Origin of the sequence: Kitasatospora sp. NPDC004723 (genome assembly GCF_040609255.1) — a bacterium.
GTDB lineage: Bacteria > Actinomycetota > Actinomycetes > Streptomycetales > Streptomycetaceae > Kitasatospora.
Window position 1 is genome coordinate 315,438 of record NZ_JBEXJT010000004.1, and the last position, 21,930, is coordinate 337,367.

General features: G+C 75.7%; 19 protein-coding genes. 12 read left to right on the forward strand and 7 right to left on the reverse strand.

The features are described 5' to 3' along the window. Nucleotides 1-6: 6 nt before the first annotated feature. Nucleotides 7-4,992 carry an amino acid adenylation domain-containing protein gene (locus ABZW10_RS07670; protein WP_355361406.1) on the reverse strand — a complete coding sequence of 1,662 codons (4,986 nt, stop codon included), beginning with the start codon at nt 4,990-4,992 and terminating at the stop codon, nt 7-9. A 468-nt stretch (nt 4,993-5,460) separates the two neighbouring features. On the opposite strand from ABZW10_RS07670, the gene ABZW10_RS07675 reads away from it, so the two are divergent. Further along, nucleotides 5,461-5,898 carry a YchJ family metal-binding protein gene (locus ABZW10_RS07675; protein ID WP_355361408.1) on the forward strand — a complete coding sequence of 146 codons (438 nt, stop codon included), beginning with the start codon at nt 5,461-5,463 and terminating at the stop codon, nt 5,896-5,898. Between the two features lie 30 nt (nt 5,899-5,928). Here ABZW10_RS07675 and ABZW10_RS07680 read toward each other — a convergent pair whose 3' ends face one another. Further along, nucleotides 5,929-6,894: a polysaccharide deacetylase family protein gene (locus ABZW10_RS07680; protein WP_355361410.1), complete on the reverse strand. Its 966-nt coding sequence runs from the start codon at nt 6,892-6,894 to the stop codon at nt 5,929-5,931. Between the two features lie 217 nt (nt 6,895-7,111). On the opposite strand from ABZW10_RS07680, the gene ABZW10_RS07685 reads away from it, so the two are divergent. Next, nucleotides 7,112-7,645, forward strand: a complete 534-nt coding sequence (locus tag ABZW10_RS07685) for a GNAT family N-acetyltransferase (RefSeq protein ID WP_355361412.1) — start codon at nt 7,112-7,114, stop codon at nt 7,643-7,645. Beyond that, nucleotides 7,632-8,156, forward strand: coding sequence for a 2'-5' RNA ligase family protein (locus ABZW10_RS07690; RefSeq protein ID WP_355361414.1), 525 nt, complete (start codon nt 7,632-7,634; stop codon nt 8,154-8,156). The genes ABZW10_RS07685 and ABZW10_RS07690 overlap by 14 nt, the downstream gene beginning before the upstream one ends. Before the next feature lie 121 nt (nt 8,157-8,277). Here the strand turns inward: ABZW10_RS07690 and ABZW10_RS07695 are convergent, their stop codons facing one another. Both ABZW10_RS07695 and ABZW10_RS07700 read right to left on the reverse strand, forming a co-directional pair. Beyond that, a complete protein-coding gene (locus tag ABZW10_RS07695; protein WP_355361416.1) occupies nt 8,278-8,670 on the reverse strand; it encodes a hypothetical protein in 393 nt (130 codons plus the stop codon). Between the two features lie 185 nt (nt 8,671-8,855). Continuing rightward, nucleotides 8,856-9,749, reverse strand: a complete 894-nt coding sequence (locus ABZW10_RS07700; protein WP_355361418.1) for a carbohydrate kinase — start codon at nt 9,747-9,749, stop codon at nt 8,856-8,858. A gap of 368 nt (nt 9,750-10,117) precedes the next feature. On the opposite strand from ABZW10_RS07700, the gene ABZW10_RS07705 reads away from it, so the two are divergent. The 4 genes from ABZW10_RS07705 to ABZW10_RS07720 all read left to right on the forward strand — a co-directional run bounded on the left by ABZW10_RS07705 (nt 10,118) and on the right by ABZW10_RS07720 (nt 13,875). Next, on the forward strand, nt 10,118-11,617 hold the full coding sequence (locus tag ABZW10_RS07705; RefSeq protein WP_355361420.1) for a M1 family metallopeptidase: 1,500 nt from the start codon (nt 10,118-10,120) through the stop codon (nt 11,615-11,617). Between the two features lie 511 nt (nt 11,618-12,128). Continuing rightward, the gene (locus tag ABZW10_RS07710; RefSeq protein WP_355361422.1) at nt 12,129-12,653 is read left to right on the forward strand and encodes a SigE family RNA polymerase sigma factor; all 525 of its coding nucleotides are present in this window, start codon (nt 12,129-12,131) and stop codon (nt 12,651-12,653) included. Further along, complete coding sequence (locus ABZW10_RS07715; RefSeq protein WP_355361424.1) at nt 12,640-13,524, forward strand: hypothetical protein; 885 nt, start codon at nt 12,640-12,642, stop codon at nt 13,522-13,524. The genes ABZW10_RS07710 and ABZW10_RS07715 overlap by 14 nt, the downstream gene beginning before the upstream one ends. 102 nt (nt 13,525-13,626) lie before the next feature. Further along, nucleotides 13,627-13,875 (forward strand): hypothetical protein, encoded by a 249-nt coding sequence (locus ABZW10_RS07720; protein WP_355361426.1) that lies wholly within the window; start codon nt 13,627-13,629, stop codon nt 13,873-13,875. Between the two features lie 26 nt (nt 13,876-13,901). Here ABZW10_RS07720 and ABZW10_RS07725 read toward each other — a convergent pair whose 3' ends face one another. The 3 genes from ABZW10_RS07725 to ABZW10_RS07735 all read right to left on the reverse strand — a co-directional run bounded on the left by ABZW10_RS07725 (nt 13,902) and on the right by ABZW10_RS07735 (nt 17,465). Beyond that, nucleotides 13,902-15,518 (reverse strand): sigma-70 family RNA polymerase sigma factor, encoded by a 1,617-nt coding sequence (locus ABZW10_RS07725; protein WP_355361428.1) that lies wholly within the window; start codon nt 15,516-15,518, stop codon nt 13,902-13,904. Nucleotides 15,519-15,691: 173 nt separating this feature from the next. Then, complete coding sequence (locus ABZW10_RS07730) at nt 15,692-16,744, reverse strand: CAP domain-containing protein (protein WP_355361430.1); 1,053 nt, start codon at nt 16,742-16,744, stop codon at nt 15,692-15,694. Between the two features lie 181 nt (nt 16,745-16,925). Next, complete coding sequence (locus tag ABZW10_RS07735) at nt 16,926-17,465, reverse strand: GNAT family N-acetyltransferase (RefSeq protein ID WP_355361432.1); 540 nt, start codon at nt 17,463-17,465, stop codon at nt 16,926-16,928. 277 nt (nt 17,466-17,742) lie between these two features. On the opposite strand from ABZW10_RS07735, the gene ABZW10_RS07740 reads away from it, so the two are divergent. From ABZW10_RS07740 to ABZW10_RS07760, 5 genes are all read left to right on the forward strand, one after another. Further along, on the forward strand, nt 17,743-19,290 hold the full coding sequence (locus ABZW10_RS07740; RefSeq protein ID WP_355361434.1) for an ATP-dependent DNA ligase: 1,548 nt from the start codon (nt 17,743-17,745) through the stop codon (nt 19,288-19,290). Nucleotides 19,291-19,509: 219 nt separating this feature from the next. Next, nucleotides 19,510-19,764, forward strand: a complete 255-nt coding sequence (locus tag ABZW10_RS07745; protein ID WP_355361436.1) for a ferredoxin — start codon at nt 19,510-19,512, stop codon at nt 19,762-19,764. Between the two features lie 89 nt (nt 19,765-19,853). Beyond that, nucleotides 19,854-21,059, forward strand: coding sequence for a cytochrome P450 (locus ABZW10_RS07750; protein ID WP_355361547.1), 1,206 nt, complete (start codon nt 19,854-19,856; stop codon nt 21,057-21,059). A 206-nt stretch (nt 21,060-21,265) separates the two neighbouring features. Next, nucleotides 21,266-21,427 (forward strand): hypothetical protein, encoded by a 162-nt coding sequence (locus tag ABZW10_RS07755; RefSeq protein WP_355361438.1) that lies wholly within the window; start codon nt 21,266-21,268, stop codon nt 21,425-21,427. Nucleotides 21,428-21,545: 118 nt separating this feature from the next. Next, a complete protein-coding gene (locus ABZW10_RS07760) occupies nt 21,546-21,923 on the forward strand; it encodes a hypothetical protein (RefSeq protein WP_355361440.1) in 378 nt (125 codons plus the stop codon). Nucleotides 21,924-21,930 lie beyond the last annotated feature (7 nt).

Sequence of the window (21,930 nt, forward strand, 5' to 3'; positions counted from 1 at the left end):
GGTGGCTCACTGGGCGCTCCCGGCGGTGGCGTCGAGGCCGAGGTCGTCGCCGAGGTCGTCGAGGTCGTCGATCTCCTCCAGCAGGCGCTCCTCGACGCGGCGGGCCAGGGCGGCCAGGGTCCGGTCCTCGAAGACGACGCGCAGGGGCAGTTCGGTTTCGAAGGTGTCCCGGATCCTGGCGAGCAGCCGGGTGGCGAGCAGCGAGTGGCCGCCGAGCGCGAAGAAGTCGTCGTGCCGGGAGACCCGTTCGACCTTGAGGACCTCGATCCACAGGTCGGCGAGCAGTTCCTCGCAGTCGCCCTCGGGCGGGGCGCCGGCGCCGCCGAGCTGAGGCACCGGCAGCGAGGCGCGGTCGACCTTGCCGGCGGGGGTCAGCGGCAGCGCGTCGAGCAGGACCAGGCCGGCGGGCACCATGTAGTCGGGCAGCCGCTCGATCAGGGCGCTGCGCAGCGCGTCCTCGGTGAGGCCCGGGGCGACGGCGTAGCCGGCCAGGGCCGCTCCGGCCGGGGTCTCGACGAGCCGGGCGGCGCCCGCGGTGACGCCGGGGACGGCGGTGATCGCGGCCTCGATCTCGCCCAGCTCGATGCGGAAGCCGCGGAGCTTGACCTGGGCGTCGACGCGGCCGTGGTACTCCAGGCGGCCGTCGGCGCGGCGGCAGGCGAGGTCGCCGGTGCGGTACATCCGCGCGCCGTCGGTGCGGCCGGGTTCGGCGGTGAACCGTTCGGCGGTCAGGTCGGACCGGCCGTGGTAGCCGAGCGCGACGCCGTCGCCGGCGATGCACAGTTCGCCGATGCCGTTGACCGGCACGGGCTGCCCGGCGGTGCCGAGCAGGTGCAGCCGGGTGTTGGCGATGGGCGCGCCGAGGGCCACCACGCCGCTGTGGGCGGCGATGTCGGGGGTGACCCGCTGGACGGTGGACCAGACGGTGGTCTCGGTCGGGCCGTACATGTTCCACAGCGTGCCGACCCGGTCGAGCAGGGCGCGGGCGAGGTCGGCGGTGAGCGCCTCGCCGCCGCACAGGGCGGTCAGCCCGGGGCGGCCGGCCCAGTCGGCCTCCAGCAGCATCCGCCAGGTGGCGGGGGTGGCCTGGACGTGGGTGACGCCCTGCTTGTCGATCCAGGCGCCGAGCGCGGTCCCGTCCGTGGCGGTGGCGCGGTCGGCGATCTCCAGCCGGGCGCCGGTGACCAGCGGCAGCCACAGCTCCAGGCCGGCGATGTCGAAGGTGACGGTGGTGACGGCGGCCATCACGTCCCGCTCGGTGAGGCCGGGTTCGCGGCCCATCGAGGTCAGGAAGTTGACGATCGCGCGGTGCGGCACGGCGACGCCCTTGGGCGCGCCGGTGGAGCCGGAGGTGTACAGCAGGTAGGCCGGGTCCTCCGGGCCGACGGTGACGGCGGGCGCCTCGGCGGGGGCGGCCGCGTGCTCGGGGCCGTCCACCAGGACGCTCTCGCGGCCGTGCAGCAGCTCGTCGCCGGCGGTGGCGGTGTCGGCGACCAGCAGGGTGACGCCGGCGTCGTCGAGCACGCCGCGGTTGCGGGCGAGCGGCTGGTCGACGTCGAGCGGCAGGTAGGCGGCGCCGCTGCGCAGCACGCCGAGCAGGGCGACGGGCAGCAGCCGGCCGCGCCGGACGGCGACGGCGACCAGGCTGCCGCGGCCCGCGCCGCGGGCGGCCAGCAGGTGGGCCAGCCGGTCGGCGGCGGCGTCGAGTTCGGCGTAGCTCAGGGTGCCGTCGGCGGCGGACACCGCGGGCGCGTCCGGGGTGCGGGCGGCCCGGGCGGCGACCAGCTCGTGCAGCCGGGCGTCGGGGACCGGCGCCTCGGTGCGGTTGACCGGCTCGTCGGCGGCGAGTTCGGCGGCGGAGAGCATGACCAGTTCGCCGAGCGGGCGGTCGGGTTCGGCGACGGCGGCGGCGAGCAGCGCGACCAGGTGGTCGAGCGCGGCGCGCACCGACCGCTCGTCGTAGCGGGCGGTCCGGTACTCGGCGGACAGCAGCGGGCCGTCGGTCGGGAACTCCAGGAACAGCGAGAGGTCGGTCTTCGCGGTGCTGTTGCACACCTCGGCGACGAACGTCAGGCTCAGGCCGGGCAGTTCGACGCCGGCCACCGGGTGGTTCTGGACGGCCAGCAGCACCTGGGAGATCGGCGAGGCGGTGAGGCCGGCCGAGCCGCCGGAGGCGCGGGCGTGCTCGACGAACGGGAAGCCGCTGTGCTCGGCGGCCTCCAGGACGGCCGGGCGGACCCGGGCGAGCAGTTCGCGGAAGCTGTCGGTGCCGGCCACGTCGAAGCGCAGCGCGACGGTGTTGATCAGCGAGCCGAGCACCGTCTCCAGCTCGGGCACCGGGCGGACGGCGAAGGGGCTGAGCACGGCGACGTCGGTGCGTCCGGTGTAGCGGTGCAGCACCCCGCCGAGCGCGGCGAGCACCGCCATGTAGAGGCTGGCGCCCTCCTGGGCGGCCCACTTCTCGACGCCGGTGACCAGGCCGGCGTCGAGCCGGCGGGCGATCCGGCGGCCTGCGACGTCCTGCGGGTTGGGGTGCGGGCGGTCGCCGGGCAGGTGCTGGTCGCTCTCGATGCCGCGCAGCCGCTCGCCCCAGCGCTCGGCGGCCTCGCGGCCGGCCGCGACGTTGAGCTCCTCCCAGCGGGCGACGTCGGACAGCTGGAGGTCGGGCTCGGGCAGTTCGCCGTCCCGGTAGGCACGGGCGAGCTCGGCGAGGAACAGCCCGGCGGCCCAGCCGTCCATCGCGGCGTGGTGCACGGTGAACAGCAGCTCGTGCCGGTCCTCGCCGGTGCGGATGGCGAGGGCGCGCAGCAGCCGGCCGTTGAACAGGTCGAGCGGGCGGCCGGCCTCGGCGCGCAGCGCGGCGTCGAGCGCCTCCTCGTCGGGCTGCGCGCCGTCGGCCCCGGTGAGGTCGAGCAGCGGCACCTCGACCGCGTACGGCGGGCGGACGTCGGCGTCGACCGGGTCGTGCTCGGTCGGGATCGCGGCTCCGCGCAGCGCGGTGCGCAGCGCCTCGTGGCGGCGGACGACCTCGGTCAGCGCGCGGCCGAGCGCCTCGCGGTCGAGGGCGCCCTCGGCGCGGATCCGCAGCGGCACGTTGTAGAGCGGGCTGTCGTGCTGCATGGACTCGTGCAGCCACAGTTCGCGCTGGAAGTCGGTGGCGCGGGCGGGCAGGTCGGCCCGGCGGCGGGGCGGCTCGACGGAGGCCCGTCCGCCGCCGCCGTTGGCGACCCGGACGGCCAGGGAGGCGATGGTCGGGGCGGCGAAGAACTCGGCGAGCGGGACCCGGGTGCCGAATTCGCGCTCGATCCGGGCCAGCAGGCCGGCGGCGAGCAGCGAGTGGCCGCCGAGGTCGAGGAAGACGTCGTGGACGCCGACCTCGGGGACGCCGAGCAGGCCCTGCCAGAGTTCGGCGATCCGGCTCTCGACGGGGGTGCGGGGGGCGACGAACAGCTCGTGCCCGGCGCGGCTGCGGGCGACCGGGGGCAGCGCCTTGCGGTCGGTCTTGCCGTTGGGGGTGAGCGGCATCTCCGCCAGGACGGCGACGGCCAGCGGCACCATGTAGCCGGGCAGCGAGGCGGCGCAGTGGGCGCGCAGTTCGGCGGGCGTCGGCTCGGCGGCGCCGGCGGCGGGCTGGACGAAGGCGGCCAGGTAGTCGCCGGCCTCGTCGCGCTGGACGACCGCGGCGGCGGACTCGACGGCCGGGTGGGTGGCGAGCACGGCCTCGATCTCGCCGAGCTCGACGCGGAAGCCGCGGACCTTCACCTGGTGGTCGACGCGCCCGTGGTACTCCAGGTCGCCGTCGGGCAGCCGGCGGACCAGGTCGCCGGTGCGGTAGCAGCGCAGGCCGTCGACGTGGACGAAGCGCTCCTCGGTGAGGTCGGGGCGGCCGTGGTAGCCGCGGGCCAGGCCCTCGCCGGAGAGGTACAGCTCGCCGATGCCGCCGTCGGGCACGGGTATCCGGTGCTCGTCCAGGACGTGGCCGAGGGTGCCGTCGAGCGGGCGGCCGATGACCGGCTCGCCGGCCCCGTCGCGGGAGACCAGCGACCAGGTGGAGTAGACGGTGTCCTCGGTGGGCCCGTACAGGTTGTAGAGGCGCTCGACCAGGGGCTGGGCGTAGACCTTGTCGGCCAGGTGACGGGGGAGGGCCTCGCCGGCCAGGTTGACCACGCGCACGGTGCCCGGCAGACCCCCGCCGCCGGGAAGGCCGTCGCCGCGCAGCAGCGCCGCCATGGCGCTGGGCACGGTGTTGACCAGGGTGACCTCGTCCCGGGCGGGCAGCTCGGGCAGGGCGAGGACGTTCTCCGCGACGATGATCGTGCCGCCGACGGAGAGCGGGAGGAACAGCTCGTACACCGAGATGTCGAAGCACACGGAGGTGCCGAAGAGCACGCCGGCGAGGTCGGCGGCGGTGTAGGTGCCAGCCGCCCAGCGGAGCATCGCGTTGACGCCGCGCTGGGTGACCGAGACGCCCTTGGGGCGGCCGGTGGAGCCGGAGGTGTAGAGCACGTAGGCGAGCGCGTCGGTGGTGGCGTCACCGGTGGTGGGGCGCGCGGCGGCCGGGTCGAGCGGAGCGGCGGGGCTCTCGCCGTCGACGTACAGGAGGGTGGCGCCGGCCCCGTTCAGCAGGTGCTCGTGGGCGCGGTCGGTGACCACGACGGGGGCCTGCGCGTCGCCGACCACCAGTTCGAGGCGGTCGCGTGGGTACGCCGGGTCGAGCGGTACGTAGGCGCCGCCGGCCCGCAGCACCGCCAGCAGGCTGACCACGAGGTCCGCCGTTCGCGGTAGGCAGACGCCGACCAGTGTCTCGGCGCGCACGCCGGCGGCGGCCAGCCGTCCCGCCATCGCGTCGGCCGCGGCGTCCAGTTCCCGGTAGGTCAGCCGGCGCGTGCCGTCGATCACGGCGGTGGCGTCCGGTGTCCGTCTGACCTGCGCGGTAACCAGTGCGGCCAGCGGCGCGGCCGGATCCAGCGGGGGAAATCCCGTCGAACTCATCACTCTCTCCCGAGGGGTGCTGCTGCATCGACTTGTGGTCGGCGAGAAATGGGCGGTGTGCCCTGGGAGATGGTGGGGTAAAGATCTACGAATCACCAGCACATTTCCGTCACTCGTTCGATATGCCGGAAAGATCACCCCCGACACGCCCGCCAGCGGTGCTCAAGTGTGACGGTTCGTTGGCGATTTCGTACACATTGTCAGGCGCCTTGGCAGGGCCAGTGCGGACCGATACGGTCTCTTTCGACACCCCGTCAGCTACGGGCACGCATGCCCTGACGTCGGTGCAAGCGGATTTCCGCCTTCCGAATTGTCGGAGGACGGTCAACTTCAGGCCATTCCGCCGCGCCGGCGGAAGAGCTCAGGGAGGGCCCCCCGGAAGGCCTCGGCGGGACCGCTGCGGTCCACCCCGCCGGACCGCGCCCGCACCGCTTCGGAGCCGGCCCCGCGAGGCGCCAGAATGGACCCATGTCCCGACGCCGATCCGCCGAACGCGCCACCGCCCCCGCGCCGCGCCTGCTGCCCTCCTCGCCCTGCCCCTGCGGCCTGCCCGCCAGCTACGCCGAGTGCTGCGGCCGGCTGCACCGCGGCCAGAACGCCGCGACCACCGCCGAGACCCTGATGCGCTCGCGCTACAGCGCCTTCGCCGCCCGCGACGAGACCTATCTGCTGCGCACCTGGCACCCGGACACCAGGCCGGACTCGGTCGACTTCGACCCGGGGCTGCGCTGGCTGCGGCTGGAGGTGCTCTCCACCACCGAGGGCGGACCGTTCCACGCCGAGGGCACGGTGGCCTTCCGGGCGCACTACGCGGACGGGCGGGAGGAGGGCGTCCTCACCGAGCACAGCCGGTTCGTCCGGCACGAGGGCGCCTGGGTGTACCTGGACGCCCTCTCGCTCGACTGAGCCACCCCCTCCCCCGCCCGCCGGCCCCGGCTACAGGTAGTCGTCCAGCCGGGCCAGCGCGAAGCCCTGCGCGGTCACCTCGTCGACCACCTTGCGCAGCAGGTCGGGCATGGTGCCGTTCCACAGGTCGGTGCCGCGGAAGTGGGTGAGGATGATGTCACCCGGGTGGAGCCGCTGGTCCTCGTAGCGGTACTCCATGTGGTCCGGGAACGCCTCCTCGTTCCACAGCGGCACCGCCTGGACGCCGCAGGACCCGGCCGCCCGCAGGGTGTCCTCGTTGTACTCGCCGTACGGCGGGCGGAACAGCCGCGGTCGGGTGCCGATCTGCTCCTCCAGCTGGTCCTGCTGGCGGCAGATCTCCTCGTGCTGGGTGCCGTAGTCGAGCACCTTGAGGTTGCGGTGGTTGATGGTGTGGTTGTTCACCGCGTCGCCCTGGGCGGCCAGCCTGCGGAAGTAGCCGTAGTCGGAGCGGGCCAGGTAGTCCGCGACGAAGGTGGACAGCGGGACGCCCAGTTCGGCGGCCATCCGGCTGAACTCCGGGTCCTTCTCGGCGCCGTCGTCGACGGTGAGGAAGACGATCCGCTCCTCGGTGGGCACCCGGTAGACCACCGGCGGCAGCCCCTCCGCGAGCTTCACCCCCTGGGTGGCGAACAGCGCCGGGCGGCTCGCCGGGGGCGGCGGGGCGGGCAGCGGCGGCCGCGCCAGGCCCCACCGCGCGGCCGTCTCCAGCGCCGTCCTGGCGGCCCGCGCCTTGCGGGCCACGGCTTCGCCGCCGGCCTCCTCCTCGGCGCGGGCCGGGCCCGGCAGCACCAGCGGCGCCGCGGCCGCGCGCGGCCCGCCCCGGTCCGCCGACGTGCCCTCCGCGTTTGCCGCCGCGCCCGCCGCCGCGCCCGCTGCCGTGCTCGTCGGCGCGCTCGCCGCGGTCCGCTCGGCCGAGGGCGCCGCGCCGCCCCCGCCCGGAGCGCCGCACCCCGCGACCGCGGCGGCCAGGCACACCGCCGCGACCAGCCCGTTGCGCCCCCGCCGCGCCTGCCGCCCCGCCGATCCCCCACCAGTACGACTATCTGATGGTCTATCCATAGCCCCACTGCTCCCCCGCCACGCCGACCGCCCAATCCCCCCGTCACCCACCCGGCTCACCAGGGCGTGGACGATCGAGAGGATGATCGAAAAGGGCTCGCAACAGGGTCGGCGGGCGACCGATAATGCGCGCATGACGATCAGCACGCAGCGCAGCACGACCGAACTCTGGGCGATCGCGCCCGCCGATGTCGGGTCCGCCGAGGCCCTGGCGCTGCTGCGGGACTACTACGTCGACGTCGCCACCAGCTACTACCGGCTGCACCTCGGGCGGGACGGCACCCCCGAGGAGATCGAGACCGGCCTCGCCGGCTCCCCCAGCGACGACCTCGCCCCGCCCACCGGGGTCTTCCTGCTCGGCCGCTACGCCGACGAGCCCGCCGCCTGCGCCGGACTGCGCGTCATCGACGCCACCACCGTCGAGCTGACCCGGGTCTACGTCCGGCCGGTCCGACGCGGCACCGGCGGCGGCGCCCGGCTGATGGCGGCCATCGACGAGGCGGCGCGGGCGCTCGGCGCCGAACGGATCGTCCTGGACACCCGGCTCGACCTGGTGGAGGCCCGCACCCTGTACACCCGGCACGGCTACCGGGAGATCCCCGCCTACACCGACCGCCCGTACGCCGAGATCTGGTACGCCAAGGACCTCACCCGTGCAGACCGTTGAGCTGCTCTGCGACCCGCCGCTGGACCGCGCCGTGCGCGCGGTCTGGCGGCAGCTCGCCGACGGCGGCGTGGACAGCCTCGCCCACAACCCGCACCCCGGCCACCGCCCCCACCTCACCCTGGCCGCCTGCGCGGGGATGCCCGCCGAGGCGGTCGAGCGGCTCGACGAACTCCTCGCGGACGCCCTGCCGCTGACCGTCCGCCTGACCGGCCTGCTCTCCTTCGCCGCCCGCAGCCGCCGCCGGGTGCTCAGCTGGTCGGTCGTCCCGACCCTCGAGCTGCTGCAACTGCACCACCGGGTCTGGCAGGCCCTGGAACACGCCGAGGAGCCCGACCCCCACTACGTCCCCGGCCGCTGGTCCCCCCACCTCAGCCTCACCCGCCGCCTCCCCCCGGACGACGTCACCCTCGCCCACACCCTCCTCGGCCGCCACCCCGACCTCACCGGCACCTTCGACACGGCCCGCACCTTCGACTCCGACACCCAGCAGACCCGCCCCCTGGGCGCCTGACCCGCCGCCGCGCCGAACAGCACGCTGGGCCTCGGTCGGCACAACGCGCGCAGGAACATCCGGAACATGATGAACGCTCGGCCCACGGGCCGACACCGGCACGAGCGAGCATGCCGCCACATCACGGCGGGGTCAGCAGCCGGGGCCGATCGGCGCAGACGCTGTCAGGGCGAGCGCCGCGATCCGCAGCTCGGCGTCCCTCGACAAGTCTCGCCGCCAGTCTGCGCAGGCCGTGGCGCCGCGCCAGGCCCCGGTCGGGCAGCTCGATCCCGGACTCGGCGAGTGCTTGCTCGAAGGCGCTGCGGATTTCGTGGTCGCCGGCGTCGCGCGGCCGGCCGGCGAGCTCGCACAGCGTCGGTGTGTCGAATCCGGCCGCGAGCGCGTCAGCAGCGGTCATCGGCAGGTCCTCCGGGCGGACTTCATCCGCTTGATAGCGGCACGCCACCTCACCCGGAATCGTGAGCCCGCGCTGCGTCGGGGCTTCCGCTTCCGGTGTCGTTCCTGCCGTTCCCATGAGTTCTACGATGGCAGCACCGTTGCCAGGAAAGCCTGCCAGGGGTGGCCCGCCGCACTCGGAGCTGGGGGGGCGTCACCCGGTGCCGGTCGGTTGTGCGTGGGTGGGAGCGCCGGCCGGCTGCTCCGCCGAGGTGAGCGTGGCGATGGTGATCGCGGCCGTCTTGCGACGGGGCCGACGTGGGGCTATCCGCGCAGGGCTGCCGCCAGTTCGACGGTGTCGGGTGGGGTGGCTCCGGGGCGGGTGACGGTGAGGGTGGCGGCGGTGGTGGCGCGGGTGAGGGCGGTGGGGAGGTCGGCGCCGGTGTGGCGGGCGTGCAGGAGGGCGGCCGTGAAGGCGTCGCCGGCGCCGACGGTGTCGGCGACCCGGACCGGGCGGGCGGCGGCCTCGATGCGGCGGCCGTCGGCGGTGAGCGCGAAGGCGCCGGCCGGGCCGCGGGTGACCGCGACGGTGGCCGGGCCGAGGCCGAGCCAGTGGTGGGCGGCCTCCTCCGGGGTGCGGTCGGGGTAGAGCCAGGCGAGGTCCTCGTCGCTGGCCTTGACCAGGTCGCTGAGCGCCACGCAGCGCTCGACCCGGCGGACGGCCTCGGCGTGCTCGCCCATCAGCGCGGGCCGCACGTTCGGGTCGTAGCTGACGGTGGCCCGGCCGTGCCACCGCTCGACCAGCGCGAGCACGGCCGCCGCGCCGGGCGGGGTCACGGCCGCGATCGAGCCGATGTGCAGGTGCCCCGGCGGGACGGGGAGGTCGCCGGCCGGGAGGGTCCAGCCGATGTCGAAGGTGTAGTGCGCCCGGCCCTCGGCGTCCAGCCGCACCACCGCCGACGGGGTGCGCGGGCCGGTGGCGGCGGCGGACGGCTCGCGCAGCAGGGTCACCCCGGCCGACTCCAGGTGGGCGCGGATCAGCCGGCCGTAGGGGTCGTCGGCGAGCTCGGTGAGCAGCCCGACCGGCTCCCCCAGCCGGGCCAGTCCGTACGCGACGTTGGCCGGGCTGCCGCCCGGGTGGACGGTGTCGGGCGCGCCGTCGGTGCGGACGACGTCGGCGACGCACTCGCCGATCACCACGAAGTGCGGGCTGGTCACGGGGCTTGCTCCTGCCGGTCCGGTGGGCCGGCGGGGCTGCGGTCGGCCGGCGCGGCTGCCCAGCCTACGAGGCGGCGGGCGCGGCGGGTAAGGCGTGCGGGCACGAGTACGGCCGCCGGTCCTGGCCAGGCGCTCCGGCGGCCGTGGCCCCGCCCGTCAGGGGGCGGAGCTCTTCGACGATATGACACTGCGCAGCCGCTCGGCTACCGAAGTGCTCCATCCGGGCGACGCCGCGTGTCGCATCGATTGTCGGAGCCCTCTGCTACGGTCCGTGCCCAGTAGATCGCTCACCGGAACCGGGGCCCGCTCCGGCGCCGGGGAGCGGGTCCGTTCGACAGGAGAGCTTCGACACGAGAGAGGTGATCGCCTTGTCCTGGCGCCGTTCCGTCCTCACCGCCGCGCTCGCGCTGGCCGTGCTCCCGCTCGGGCCCGCCCCGGCGGCGGGCGTGCCGACGGCGGGCAGCGGAGACCCCGTGTTCCCCTCGCTCGGCACCACCGCCTACGACGCGCTCGCCTACGACCTCGCGTTCGACTACCGCCCCGCCGACCGCAAGGTCGACGGCACCACCGTGCTGACCGCCCGGGTGCTGAAGCGGTCGACGGGCCTGGAGCTGGACGCGCTCGGCCTGGACGTGCACGCCGTGCGGGTCGACGGCCGCCCGGCCGGCTTCCGGGCGCACGAGGAGAAACTGACCGTGCTGCCGACCCGACCGGTGCGGGCGGGCGCCGTGCTGCGGGTGGAGGTCGTGTACACCGCCGACCCGCGCGCGGCACTGCCGCACACCGGGTGGGTGGTGACTCCGGACGGTTTCGCGGTGGCCGGGCAGCCGGACGGCGCGCACACCGTCTTCCCGTGCAACGACCGGCCTGGCGACAAGGCCCGCTTCGCCATCGCCGTCACCGCGCCCGACGAGCTGTACGGCGCGGCCAACGGCCTGCTCACCGCCACCGAGCCGCACCCCGACGGCACGACCACCCGGCGCTACGTCTCGCGCGAGCCGATGGCGACCGAGCTGGTCCAGGCCTCGGTGGGCCGCTACACGGTCCGGGAGCGTCGGGGCCCGGACGGCCTGCCGCTGCGCGACGTCGTGCCCACCGCGCGGGCCGCCGACCTGGAACCGGCTCTCGCCCTGACGCCCGGCCAGCTGGCCTGGGCCGAGCAGCACCTCGGACGGTTCCCGTTCGAGACCTACGGGCTGCTGCCCGTCGACACCGACGATCCGGCGGCGTTCGGCTTCACCGGGCTGGAGACGCAGACGCTGACGCTCTACAAGCCGGACTTCCTGCGCCGGGCGGAGCCGCTGATCGGCTCGCACATGATGCACGAGCTGGTGCACTCCTGGTTCGGCAACAGCGTCACCCCGGGCAGCTGGGCCGACCTCTGGCTGAACGAGGGCCATGCCGACTTCTACGGGCTGATGTACCACTACGAGCGCGGCTGGCCGGACTCCGGCGGCTTCACCACGCTCACCGACCGGATGCGCGCCGTCTACGCCCGGGGCGACCAGTGGCGCCACGACTCCGGTCCGGTGGCGGCGCCGACCGCCGCGACGCTGTTCGACAGCCAGCGCTACACCGGGGGCGCGCTGGTGCTGTTCGCCCTGCGGGAGCGGGTCGGGCCGGAGGTGTTCGACCGGATCGAGCAGGCCTTCCTGCGGCGCCACGGCCACGGCACCGCCACCACCGCCGACTTCCTGCGCACGGCCGACGAGGTGTCCGGGCAGCCACTGAGCGCTTTCCTCCACCCGTGGCTCTACGGCGAACGGACCCCGCCGATGCCCGGTCACCCCGACTGGACGGTGGACCAGGTGGATCCCGGCGTCGCCCGGGAGACGGGAGGTGTGCCGCACGGGTCGGGGACGCTCTGAGCGGTTCGGGGAGGCGGCGACGCGGGGCGGCGGCGTGGGGCGGCGGGCGGCGTGGGGCGGGCGGACCGCCCGGTCAGGCGCGCCCTGCCGGTGCCCCCGGGCGCCCTTCGCGCGCCCTTGGCGGGCCGTGGTGGGGGGCGGATCGTGGTGGCCACGGCCCGCCCGCCGCCCGGCCGAGTCCCGGCCGGCTCGCGGGCCGTCCAGCATCCGCCTCCGGCTGCACCCGGCTGCCCCTGGCCGTTCCCGGCCCGCTCCCGCCCTGCACCGCGACGCACCGTCCCGCCATCCCGCCGCCCCGGCACCCCTGTGGAACCCCGGCCGGACCCTGCGGCAGAGTGGACGGGAAACCGGACCGCCGAGCGGGGCAACCCGGAGCGGACCCCAACGCGTTCAGCAGCCGTGAGAACGACAGCGAGGACCCGGCGGCCACGGCCGACCGGCAGGACCGCCGCCGACGTGGCGGCACGGGTGACGGAAACGGCGGCGGGAACGGCATGGCGGGGGCAGCGGGATGAGGAACGCGACACCGGACTTCGAAGAGTTCGTTGCCGCCCGCAGCCCCCGGCTGCTCCGGATGGCCTGGCTGCTGACCGGCGACCCGCACCTGGCCGAGGACCTGTTGCAGACGGCGCTCGCCAGGGTGTGGCCGCGCTGGGAGCAGATCTCCATCGACCGGCCCGAGGCGTACGTGCGCCGGGTGCTGGTGAACTCGCACGTCTCGTGGTGGCGCCGTCGCTGGCACGGGGAGCTGCCGCACGAGCAGCTGCCCGAGCCGCCGGCGGCCGCGGACCCCTTCGACGACGTGGTGATGGGCCAGGTGGTGGCGGCCGCCGTCCGGGCGCTGCCGCCCCGGCAGCGGGCCGTGGTGGTGCTGCGCTTCTTCGAGGACCTCAGCGTGGAGGACACCGCCGAGGCGCTGGGCTGTACCACGGGCACCGTCAAGAGCCAGACGCACCGCGCCCTGCAGGCGCTGCGCGGTCGGCTGCCCGCCCGGGAGCTGCTCATGAACGGAGGTGGTCGTCGTGACGGATCCTGAGTTCACCGCTGCGGACGCCGGGGAGCGGGAGACGGCCGAGGACCGCGAGGTGGCGGACGAGCTGCGGGTCCTGCTCCAGCTGGCCGCCCCCCCGCTGCCCTCGCCCGAGGACCGGATGGAGCGCGTGCTGGCCCGGGTGCTCCGGACCCGCCGCCGCCGTCGCCGCGCCGCCCTCGCGGGCGGACTGGCCGTCGGACTGACCGCCGCCGTACTGGCCGCGGCGCCCGCGCTGGCGCCCGGACCGCCGGCCACCGCGCTCGGCCCGGCCGCCTCCGGCCCGCCCGCCGACGCGTCGCCGAGCGCCTCGCCGGAGAGCGGGGCCGCCGACCAGCGGACGGTCCGCTTCCGCGGGCTGGACGACATCGCCGTCGACGTTCCGGAGGGCTGGTACGACCTCACGGTCCTGCCCGCCCCCAACCATCAGGAGCCCGTCGGCTACCTCGCCTCCCAGCAGCTGTCCGACGAGTCCGCCTGCCCGACCCGCGTCGGCCTGCAGGACTCGGTCTGCGTCTCCGCGGGCGGGCTGTCCAACGGCGGCGTGGTGCTCGCCCTCCGGCTGGTGCGCGATCCGGGCGCCGTCGGCAAGTACGGGGGCGAGGAACTGCTGCACCCCGTGCTGAACGACGAGGACTGCGGGGTGATGGGCGGCACTCAGCGGGTGATCGGCTTCCGGAAGCTCGTGCTGGGCGGACGGCCGGAGGTGGTCCAGCTGACGGGCTGTCTGCGCCGTCCGTCGAAGGAGACGCTCGCGACGCTGGACACGATGGTCGCCTCGGTCCGCCCGGCCGGACAGGCTCCGGACGGCCCGCTCACCCCGTCCGCCCCGACCACCCTGTCCGCCCCGACCACCCCGGCCGACCGCACGAAGTGACCACCCACGAGACGTGACCGTGGGGGCGCGCCGCCGACCCCGGCGCGCCCCTGAACCGCGGCCGGGCCGTGACCCGGGTGGCGGAGCGTCGTTGGAGGGGGCATGAAGAAGCGCAGCATGCTCGCCGTCGCCTCGCTCGCCGTCGGCGTCGTGGCCTCCCTGACCGCCCCCAGCGCCCACGCCGCCGGCCTCGTCGGCCAGGGCGACCTGACCGGACCGCTGCAGAGCGGTCCGCTCGCCTCGGTGCCGAACGCCCTGCCGGGGCAGGTCGGGGACGCCACCGGGGTGGTCGGCCAGACCACCGGCCACGTCACGGGCGAGGCGCCGGGGCTGGTCGGCCTGCCGGTCTGACCGACGGGTGCGCCTCGGCGCATCGCTCAGCCGAGCGGGGTGCCGAGGTCCTGGGTCCAGTAGGAGCCGCCGGGGCCGGTGGCCACGCCGATGCCGACGTCCTTGAACGCGCAGTCCAGCATGTTCGACTGGTGGATGCCGCCGTCCATCCAGCGGGAGAAGACCACGGCCGGGGCGCTCGGTCCCCGGTCGAGGTTCTCGCCCCACTGCGACCAGCGGTAGCCGGCCGCGGTCAGCCGGGTGTCCGTCCGGCTGCCGTCGGGAGCGGCGTGGTCGAAGAAGTTGCGGGCGGCCATGTCCTCGGAGTGCTTCTGGGCGGCGGCGTGCAGCTTCGGGTCGATCCGCAGCGGGGCGCAGCCCCGCCGGGCCCGCTCGGCGTTGACCAGGTCGACCAGCTGGCGCTCCGGATTGGCCGGGACGGCCGGGGCCGTGCTCGGCCGGGTACTGCTCGCGGTGGGCGTGAGCGCCGGACCGGTCGTCGCCGCCGGTGGATCCGCCGGGGCGGGCACGGCAGTGGCCGACAGGGGTGCGCTCGGGCTCGGCGCGGCGGGTGCCGGGGGCGGCAGTGCCGGGGCCGACGGGGTTGATGCTGTCCGGTCCGGGGCGTCCAGGGCGGTGGCCGGGGTGGTCGCTTCCGGGGCGGGGTCGCCCGGTCCGGAGTGCTGGGGCCAGACCATCGCGAGCGTCGCCGCCGCGAGCACGGCCGCCGTCCCGCCCGCCAGCACGGTCTTCCGGCGGGCGTACCCGGCCCAGCCGCCGGTTCCTCCGGCCGGGTCGGTGGGCGGTGCGCCGGGCGGCGTGCCCCCCGCGGTACCCGTCCCACCTGTGGCACCCGTGGCACCCGTCGCCTGGAAGACCAGCCCGTGCGGGCCGTTCAGCGGCACCGGAACGAGCGCCAGCCCGGCCAGCAGCCCCTCCGCCGGGACGAGGTCGCGCCCCAGCCCGTCGCAGGCGGCGCAGCCACGGATGTGCCGGGCTATCCGCTTGCGCCAGACCGAGTTCGGCGTGCCGTCCCAGCCCGCCGTCAGCTCGGCGAGTTCCGGGCAGCGCGGGTAGGCGGAGAGCGCGCGGACCACCACCCGGCCGGCCTCCAGCTGCTTCTTCATCCGCTGGACGCGCACGGCGGCGTGCTGCGGCGTCAGGTCGAGCGCCTCGGCGAGTTCGGCGCGGGTGAGTTCACCGCCCGCCTCCAGCCACCAGAGGGCGAGCAGGTCCCGGTCGTCCGGGTCCAGCCAGCGGGTGGCCTCGGCGACCTCGCGGCGCTGGCCGGAGAGGCCGAGCCGGAGGATGGTCAGGTCGGTGAAGTCCGCGCGCGGGTCGGCCAGTTCCCAGCTCTCGTCCAGGCCTCCGACGGCGGCCTGCTGCTGACCGGTCGAGCGGCTGCGGACCTGGTTCATGGTGATCGCGACCAGCCAGGACCGGAACGCCTCCGGGTCGCGCAGGCCCGCCAGGCCGTCCAGGGCCCGGATCATCGTCTCCTGGGCGACGTCGTCCACGTCGGCGTGGCCGTTCAGCGCCCGGCCGGCGACGTTGTAGACCAGCGGGAACCAGGCGGCGACCAGCGCCTCGCGCGCCTGCGGGTCGCCCGCCTGGGCCGCGAGCACCAGGGTCGTCCCGGTCCTGCTCTGCACGTCTACGTTCATGGGTCCGCACTCCGTCTTGCTGTCGTCCGTCCGCCGCTGCCTCCTCGGAGACTTCTGGAGAGTGCTCAGATAACAACAATTCACGCTGATTCGGAAAATCGGAGGCCCGCTGCCGTCCGGCGGGCCCGGACGGCAGCGAGGAGGCGGCCCGAAAGGACGGCCAGGACGGGCGGTCAGGACGGCGCGGCGAAGACCTGCGTCCACCAGGGGCCGCCCGACCCGGTCCGGACGCCGACGCCTATCTGCTTGAAGGAGCAGTTGAGGATGTTGGCGCGGTGGCCTGGGCTGTTCATCCAGGACTCCATCACCGCCGCCGGGTCCTTCTGGCCGCGCGCGATGTTCTCGCCCCAGGTGCTCCAGCGGTAGCCGGCCGCCTCGATGCGGTGGTCGGCGTGGTAGCCCTCGGGGCTGGCGTGGTCGAAGAAGCTCCGGTCGGCCATGTCGTCGCTGTGCACCTGGGCGGCGGTGGTCAGCCGGGCGTCGACGGTGAGCGGTCCGCAGCCGGCCTGCGAGCGCTGGACGTTGACCAGGTCCACCACCTGCTGGGCGAAGGAGCCATTGGACGAGCCGCCGGGCTTGGTGGTGGCGTTCGGACGCGGCGCGGTCGCGGAGGGCTTGGCACCGGCGGTCGCGGTGGCGGTGGCGGTGGCAGGGGCGTCGGGGGTGGCGGGGGCCGACGCCGGAGCGCTCGGCTGCTGCGGGTCGGTGCCCCCGCCGGTGGCGGCTGCCGCGCCACCGGGTGCCGTGCTCGCGGCGGAGGTGTGCGGCGCGGCGGAGGCGGTGCCGGGCCCGCCGGAAGCGGACCGGCCCGGGGTGCTGGCCGCCGGGGCGGCGGAGGTCACGGGGCTCGTGGGTGAGGTCCCGGCCATCGGGGCCTGGTCGGTCGCGACCGGGGCCGCCGCCGGGGCGGCGGCGCCCGCCCCGGGTACCTGGATACCGTTCCGGTCGCCGGCCTCCGCGGCGACCAAGGGCTCGTGGGAGACCGCCCGGGCGGCGGTGTCGTTCCCCTCCTCGCCCCGGTACACCGCGTACCCGGCGCCGGTCAGTGCGGCGATCACGCCCGTCCCGGCCACGGCCGCGACGACGGCCACCACCGGTCCGACCCCGCCGCGGCGGCGCCGCCGGCCGTGGCCGCTTCGCCGTTCCGCCGCGCGCCGCGCGGAACGCCCGCCGGGGCCGGGACGCCCGGTCGCGGGGAGGATGGTGGTCCGGTCTTCGCTGTTCACCTGCGCACGCTTCCTGTGTTCGGGTCCGTCGGGTCCGGCGGGAGGGTCCGCCGGACGGGTGCCGACACAGGGGAGACCGTCGGGAGATCACCGAATAACGGAAAAGTGCGAACTGATTTCCGAACAGGACGGCGGAGCAGCAGGACGGCGCAGGACGGAGTGACGCAGCGGCGCAGCACCGTCAGGCGTCGGCCGGGGGCATGTCGTAGGTGACGAACCGGGTGCGCGTGGCGACCTGGTCGTACTTGCTGCGGGCGCGGTAGTTGTCCTCCGAGGTGATCCAGCGGACGGCGTTCCAGCCGCGCTCGGCGGCGATCCCGCGCAGCCGGGCGAGCAGCAGGTCGACCGCGCCGCCGCCCCGCGCCTCGGGAGCGACGAACAGATCGTCGAGGAATCCGGCGACCGCGCCGTGCAGCGGGCGCACGAAGGGCCGGTAGTGGGCGAGGCCGACCGGGGTGCCGTCGGCGTCGCGAACCAGCAGGCCGTCCAGCTCGTGGGCCGGGTCCGTGAGCCACGACCAGACCAGTTCGGCCTTCTCGTCGGGGATCGGCACCCGGTAGAAGGCGCAGTAGCCGCGGAACAGCTCGCGCCAGGCGGCGAAGTCGGCCTCGGTCGGCGCGTCGACGCTCCAGCGGTCGGCGGTGACCGGGGCGGCAACGGCCGGTTCGGTGACGACCGGTTCGGTGACGAGCGGTTCGGTGGCGGCGGTGTCCGAGGTCATGCGGGGCTCCCTCTGGGTGGGTGGGTGGCGGGTGGGCCGGGATGCGCGCCAGCATGACGGCCCGTCGGCTCGGGCACCGATCGACAGCGTGGCCAAGAACGCCGCACCGCCACGCCAATCCGTCGGCTGGACCAGCCGCGCCCGGACCGGCTGCGACCGGCCCGGGTGTGGCCGGCCCCGCTGCCCGCCGCGCATCGGCGGCCCGGATCGCCGATCCTGGACGCCCGGCCGGCGATGCCCCCGCCCCCGGAACCCCGCCCTCCCGAGGAGGCCCGCGATGCTGCTCCGCCGCCTGGCCCTGACCTCCCGCGCCGTGGCGGCCGAGCCCGGCCGCCGGGCCAAGACCGGGCTGCTCGCCGACTGTCTGCGCGCGCTCGGCCCGGACGAGGCGCCGTCGGCGGTCACGCTGCTGTCCGGCGAGTCGCAGCGGCTGCGCACCGGCCTCGGCCCCGCCGCCCTGCGCGACCTCCCGCCGCCCGCCGCCGAACCCGGGCTGGGCGTGCGGGAGACGGAGCGGACGCTGGAGGCGATCGCCGCCGTGCACGGCGCGGGCGCCCGCGCGGAGCGGCACCGCCTGCTGACCGGGCTGTTCGAGCGGGCCACCGACGCGGAGCAGGCGTTCCTGCGCGCCGTCCTGCTCGGCGATCTGCGCCAGGGGGCGCTGGACGCGGTGGTCGCGGACGCCGTCGCGCAGGCCGCCGGGGTACCGGCGACGGCGGTGCGCCGGGCGCTGATGTTCCGCGGCTCGGCCCGGGCGGTCGCCGAGGCCGCGCTGACCGGCGGGCGGGCGGCGCTGGACGCGTTCCGCCTGGAGGTGGGCCGGCCGGTGCGGCCGATGCTGGCGGCCTCGGCGCCGGACGTCGCTACGGCGCTGGAGCGGTTCGCCGGGCCGGTGGCACTGGAGTGGAAGCTGGACGGCATCCGGGTGCAGGTGCACCGGGACGGCCGGGACGTCGGCGTCTTCACCCGGTCGCTGGACGACATCACCGCCCGGGTGCCCGAGGTGGTGGAGGCCGCGCTGGCGCTGCCGGTGCGGGCGGCGGTGCTGGACGGCGAGGCCCTCGCGCTCGGGCCGGACGGCCGGCCGCGGCCCTTCCAGGAGACCGCCGCCCGCACCGCGGCCCGCCGGGACCCGGAGCGGCTGCGCGCCGAGGTCCCGCTCGGCGTGCACTTCTTCGACCTGCTGCACCGGGACGGCGAGGACCTGGTGGACCGCCCCGGGCGGGAGCGGTGGGCCGCGCTCGCCGGGGCCGTCCCGGCCGGGCTGCGGGTGGCGCACACCGAGACCGGGGACCCTGCCGAGGCACTCGCCTTCTTCGAGCGGGCCCTCGCGCACGGCCACGAAGGGGTGCTGGTGAAGGACCCGGCGGCGGGCTACCGGGCCGGGCGGCGCGGCGCCGGCTGGGTCAAGGTCAAACCTCGGCACACCCTGGACCTGGTGGTACTGGCCGCCGAGTGGGGCAGCGGACGGCGCCGGGGCTTCCTCAGCAATCTGCACCTGGGCGCGCGGGCGGGCGGCGAACCGGGGCTGGGCCCGTGGGTGATGCTCGGCAAGACCTTCAAGGGGCTCACCGACGAGACGCTCGCCTGGCAGACCCGGGAGCTGCTGGCCCGCGAGGTCGAACGGGACGCCTGGACCGTCCGGGTACGGCCCGAGCTGGTCGTCGAGATCGCCTTCGACGGGGTCCAGCGCAGCCCGCGCTACCCGGCGGGGCTGGCGCTGCGGTTCGCCCGGGTGGTGCGCTACCGGGGCGACAAGAGCGCGGCGGAGGCGGACACCGTCGCCACCGTCCGGGAGATCGCCGTCGCGGAGGGCCTCGGCTGAGCTCCCGGACCCACCGGCACTTACCTGGAACAACCAACTGATGGCATATCAAACTCCGTTTTTGGCAAACCGGTTCACGACCGGAGGCATATCGGCCATTCTCCGCGAAGTGGCCGTCCACTCTTCGTGTGCGACGAGAGCCGGGGTTAGCTTGGCCATGACAGCGGAGGGCGACCCGGCCCCGGCGCGCCGGTGCCACACCACGGAGAGGTGTCCGACATGCAGGTGAACGTCGACCGGGACCGCTGCTGCAGCTCCGGCCAGTGCGTCATGACGGCTCCCGAGGTCTTCGAACAGGACGAGCGGGACGGCCTGGTGAACGTCCGCCCGGCCGCCCTCCCCACCGCGTTCCTCGCCGACGTTCGCCTCGCCGCCGACCTCTGCCCCGGCGGTGCGATCAGCGTCACCGAGACCGACACCCGCACCGACACCACCACCGAGACCGGGGCCGACGGGCCCGGCACCACCGACTGACGACCACCGCCCGGACCCCGCCGCCCTCCCGCCGTCTCCCACCGCCTGCCACGGCTCTCACCCGTCACGCGAGGAGACCACCCTTGAGCATGTCCACCGTCCCCGTCACCCCGATCCCCGCCCGGCACGACACGGCCTGCCCGTTCGCGCCGCCGCCCGCGTACACCGAGGCCGCGAGCACCGGCCCGGTCAGCCGCGCGGAACTCCCCGACGGCAGCCCCTGCTGGCTGGTGACGGGCTACCAGGAGGTCCGCACGGTGCTGTCGGACCGCCGGTTCAGCGCCGACGCCCGGCGGCCCGCGTTCCCGTTCCTGAGCGAGGGGCGGCGCGCGCTGGTCGCCGCCAACCCGTCCTTCCTGCGCCTCGACGACCCCGAGCACGCCCGGCTGCGCCGCATGGTCACCGGCGAGTTCCTGGTCAAGCGGGTGGAGGAGATGCGCCCCGACGTCCAGCAGATCGTGGACGAGGCGCTCGACCGGATGACGGCCGGGGGCGGCCCGGCCGACCTGGTCTCCGCGTTCGCGCTGCCGGTGCCCTCGCTGGTGATCTGCCTGCTGCTCGGCGTCCCGTACGAGGACCGGGAGGCGTTCCAGGAGAACAGCCGGCTGCTGCTCACCACCAGCGCCGACGACCGGGACATCACCCGGGCGCAGGGCAATCTGCTGGACTACCTGACCCGGCTCGCCGAGCGGAAGCGCTCCGAGCCCGGCGAGGACATCGTCAGCCGGCTGGCGGCGCGCGACGACCTCACCGTGCGGCAGGTCGCGTCGACCGGGGTGCTGCTGCTGGTCGCCGGGCACGAGACCACCGCCAACATGATCGCGCTCTCCACCGCGCTGCTGCTGCGCCGCCCCGAGCAGGCCGCCCGGCTCGCCGACCCGGCGGCCGTGCCCGGCGCGGTCGAGGAGCTGCTGCGGCTGCTCACCATCGTGCACACCGGGGTACCGCGGCAGGCGCTGGAGGACGTCGAGCTGGGCGGCACCCTGATCCGCGCCGGGGACGGGGTGATGGCGATGCTGTCGACGGCCAACCGGGACGACGCCCTGTTCGGCGCCGAGGGCCGGCTGGGCGTCGACGAGGTCGACCTCGACCGGGAGGCGCGCCGGCACCTCGCCTTCGGCTTCGGGGTGCACCAGTGCCTGGGGCAGCCGCTGGCCCGGGCGGAGCTGCAGATCGCGCTCGCCACGCTGTTCCGGCGGCTGCCGGGGCTGCGCCTGGCGGTGCCGGAGGAGGCGCTGGAGTTCCGTACGGAGGCGCTGATCTACGGGCTGAGGTCGCTGCCGGTCACCTGGTGACACCGGGTGGAGCCTGAACCGGGCCTCAGCCGGGCCTGGGTCGGGCCTGGGCCGGACGGGGGTCGGCACCCGCCCGGTTGGCCCTCCCCGGGGTGCGGAGGCAGGCTGGAGGTGCGAAACAGCGAACCGGCCCGGCGGCCGCCCGGCACCACGGTGTGCCGAGGCGGGTCCGGTCGCCCCGGCCGGCCGAGGAGACGGAGCCCGCGATGACCGACATGAGCGCACGCTCCGAGGTGAGCACCGACCGGGACGAGGACGTCCGCGCGGCCGACCCCGAGGAAGGCATCACCTCGATGCAGAACCAGCACGCACAGGACACCTCGCAGGCGGAGGGCGAGCCCCAGGAGGAGCCGAGGGCGGGCTCCTGACCCGCTCCGACCGCTCCGGCACACCAGTTGCCACAAGGCCGCCCGAGTCCCGGGCGGCCTTCGCGACCGCCGGTGTCGCTGCCCGAGCGGCGGCGGACCGGCGAGGGAGGATGGGCGCATGACCGAACAGCAGCAGGGCACGGCAGGACAGGGCCCGGCGGGCGGGACGGGCGGGACGGCGGGGCGGGCGGCGCCTCCGCTGGATCCCCGGTCCTCGTGGGCCACCTGGACCACCCAGTCGATCATCAGCGGGCCCGGCGGGGTCACCACCGTCGAGGTCGGCCCGATCTCGGGCGACCTCACCGTGCACACCACCTGGGTGGACGGCGAGGTACAGCTGACCGTGCAGTACACCGGCGCGCTGGACTGGTACTCGGTGGCGGGCAGCCCGGTGCCGGCGGCCGACGAGAACACGGCGCGGGCCGTCCACCAGGCGATGGTGAACGCCGTGAAGGCGGGGCGGGGCGCAGCGGCCCCGCAGACACCGGCCGGCTGACCCGGCC

Bases quoted from the DNA above. Each gene is read 5' to 3' on its own strand.
- ABZW10_RS07670 (WP_355361406.1), bottom strand. From the start codon at position 4,992: ATGAGTTCGACGGGATTTCCCCCGCTGGATCCGGCCGCGCCGCTGGCC.
- ABZW10_RS07675 (WP_355361408.1), top strand. From the start codon at position 5,461: ATGTCCCGACGCCGATCCGCCGAACGCGCCACCGCCCCCGCGCCGCGC.
- ABZW10_RS07685 (WP_355361412.1), top strand. From the start codon at position 7,112: ATGACGATCAGCACGCAGCGCAGCACGACCGAACTCTGGGCGATCGCG.
- ABZW10_RS07695 (WP_355361416.1), bottom strand. From the start codon at position 8,670: ATGGGAACGGCAGGAACGACACCGGAAGCGGAAGCCCCGACGCAGCGC.
- ABZW10_RS07710 (WP_355361422.1), top strand. From the start codon at position 12,129: ATGAGGAACGCGACACCGGACTTCGAAGAGTTCGTTGCCGCCCGCAGC.
- ABZW10_RS07720 (WP_355361426.1), top strand. From the start codon at position 13,627: ATGAAGAAGCGCAGCATGCTCGCCGTCGCCTCGCTCGCCGTCGGCGTC.
- ABZW10_RS07725 (WP_355361428.1), bottom strand. From the start codon at position 15,518: ATGAACGTAGACGTGCAGAGCAGGACCGGGACGACCCTGGTGCTCGCG.
- ABZW10_RS07735 (WP_355361432.1), bottom strand. From the start codon at position 17,465: ATGACCTCGGACACCGCCGCCACCGAACCGCTCGTCACCGAACCGGTC.
- ABZW10_RS07740 (WP_355361434.1), top strand. From the start codon at position 17,743: ATGCTGCTCCGCCGCCTGGCCCTGACCTCCCGCGCCGTGGCGGCCGAG.
- ABZW10_RS07745 (WP_355361436.1), top strand. From the start codon at position 19,510: ATGCAGGTGAACGTCGACCGGGACCGCTGCTGCAGCTCCGGCCAGTGC.
- ABZW10_RS07750 (WP_355361547.1), top strand. From the start codon at position 19,854: ATGTCCACCGTCCCCGTCACCCCGATCCCCGCCCGGCACGACACGGCC.
- ABZW10_RS07755 (WP_355361438.1), top strand. From the start codon at position 21,266: ATGACCGACATGAGCGCACGCTCCGAGGTGAGCACCGACCGGGACGAG.
- ABZW10_RS07760 (WP_355361440.1), top strand. From the start codon at position 21,546: ATGACCGAACAGCAGCAGGGCACGGCAGGACAGGGCCCGGCGGGCGGG.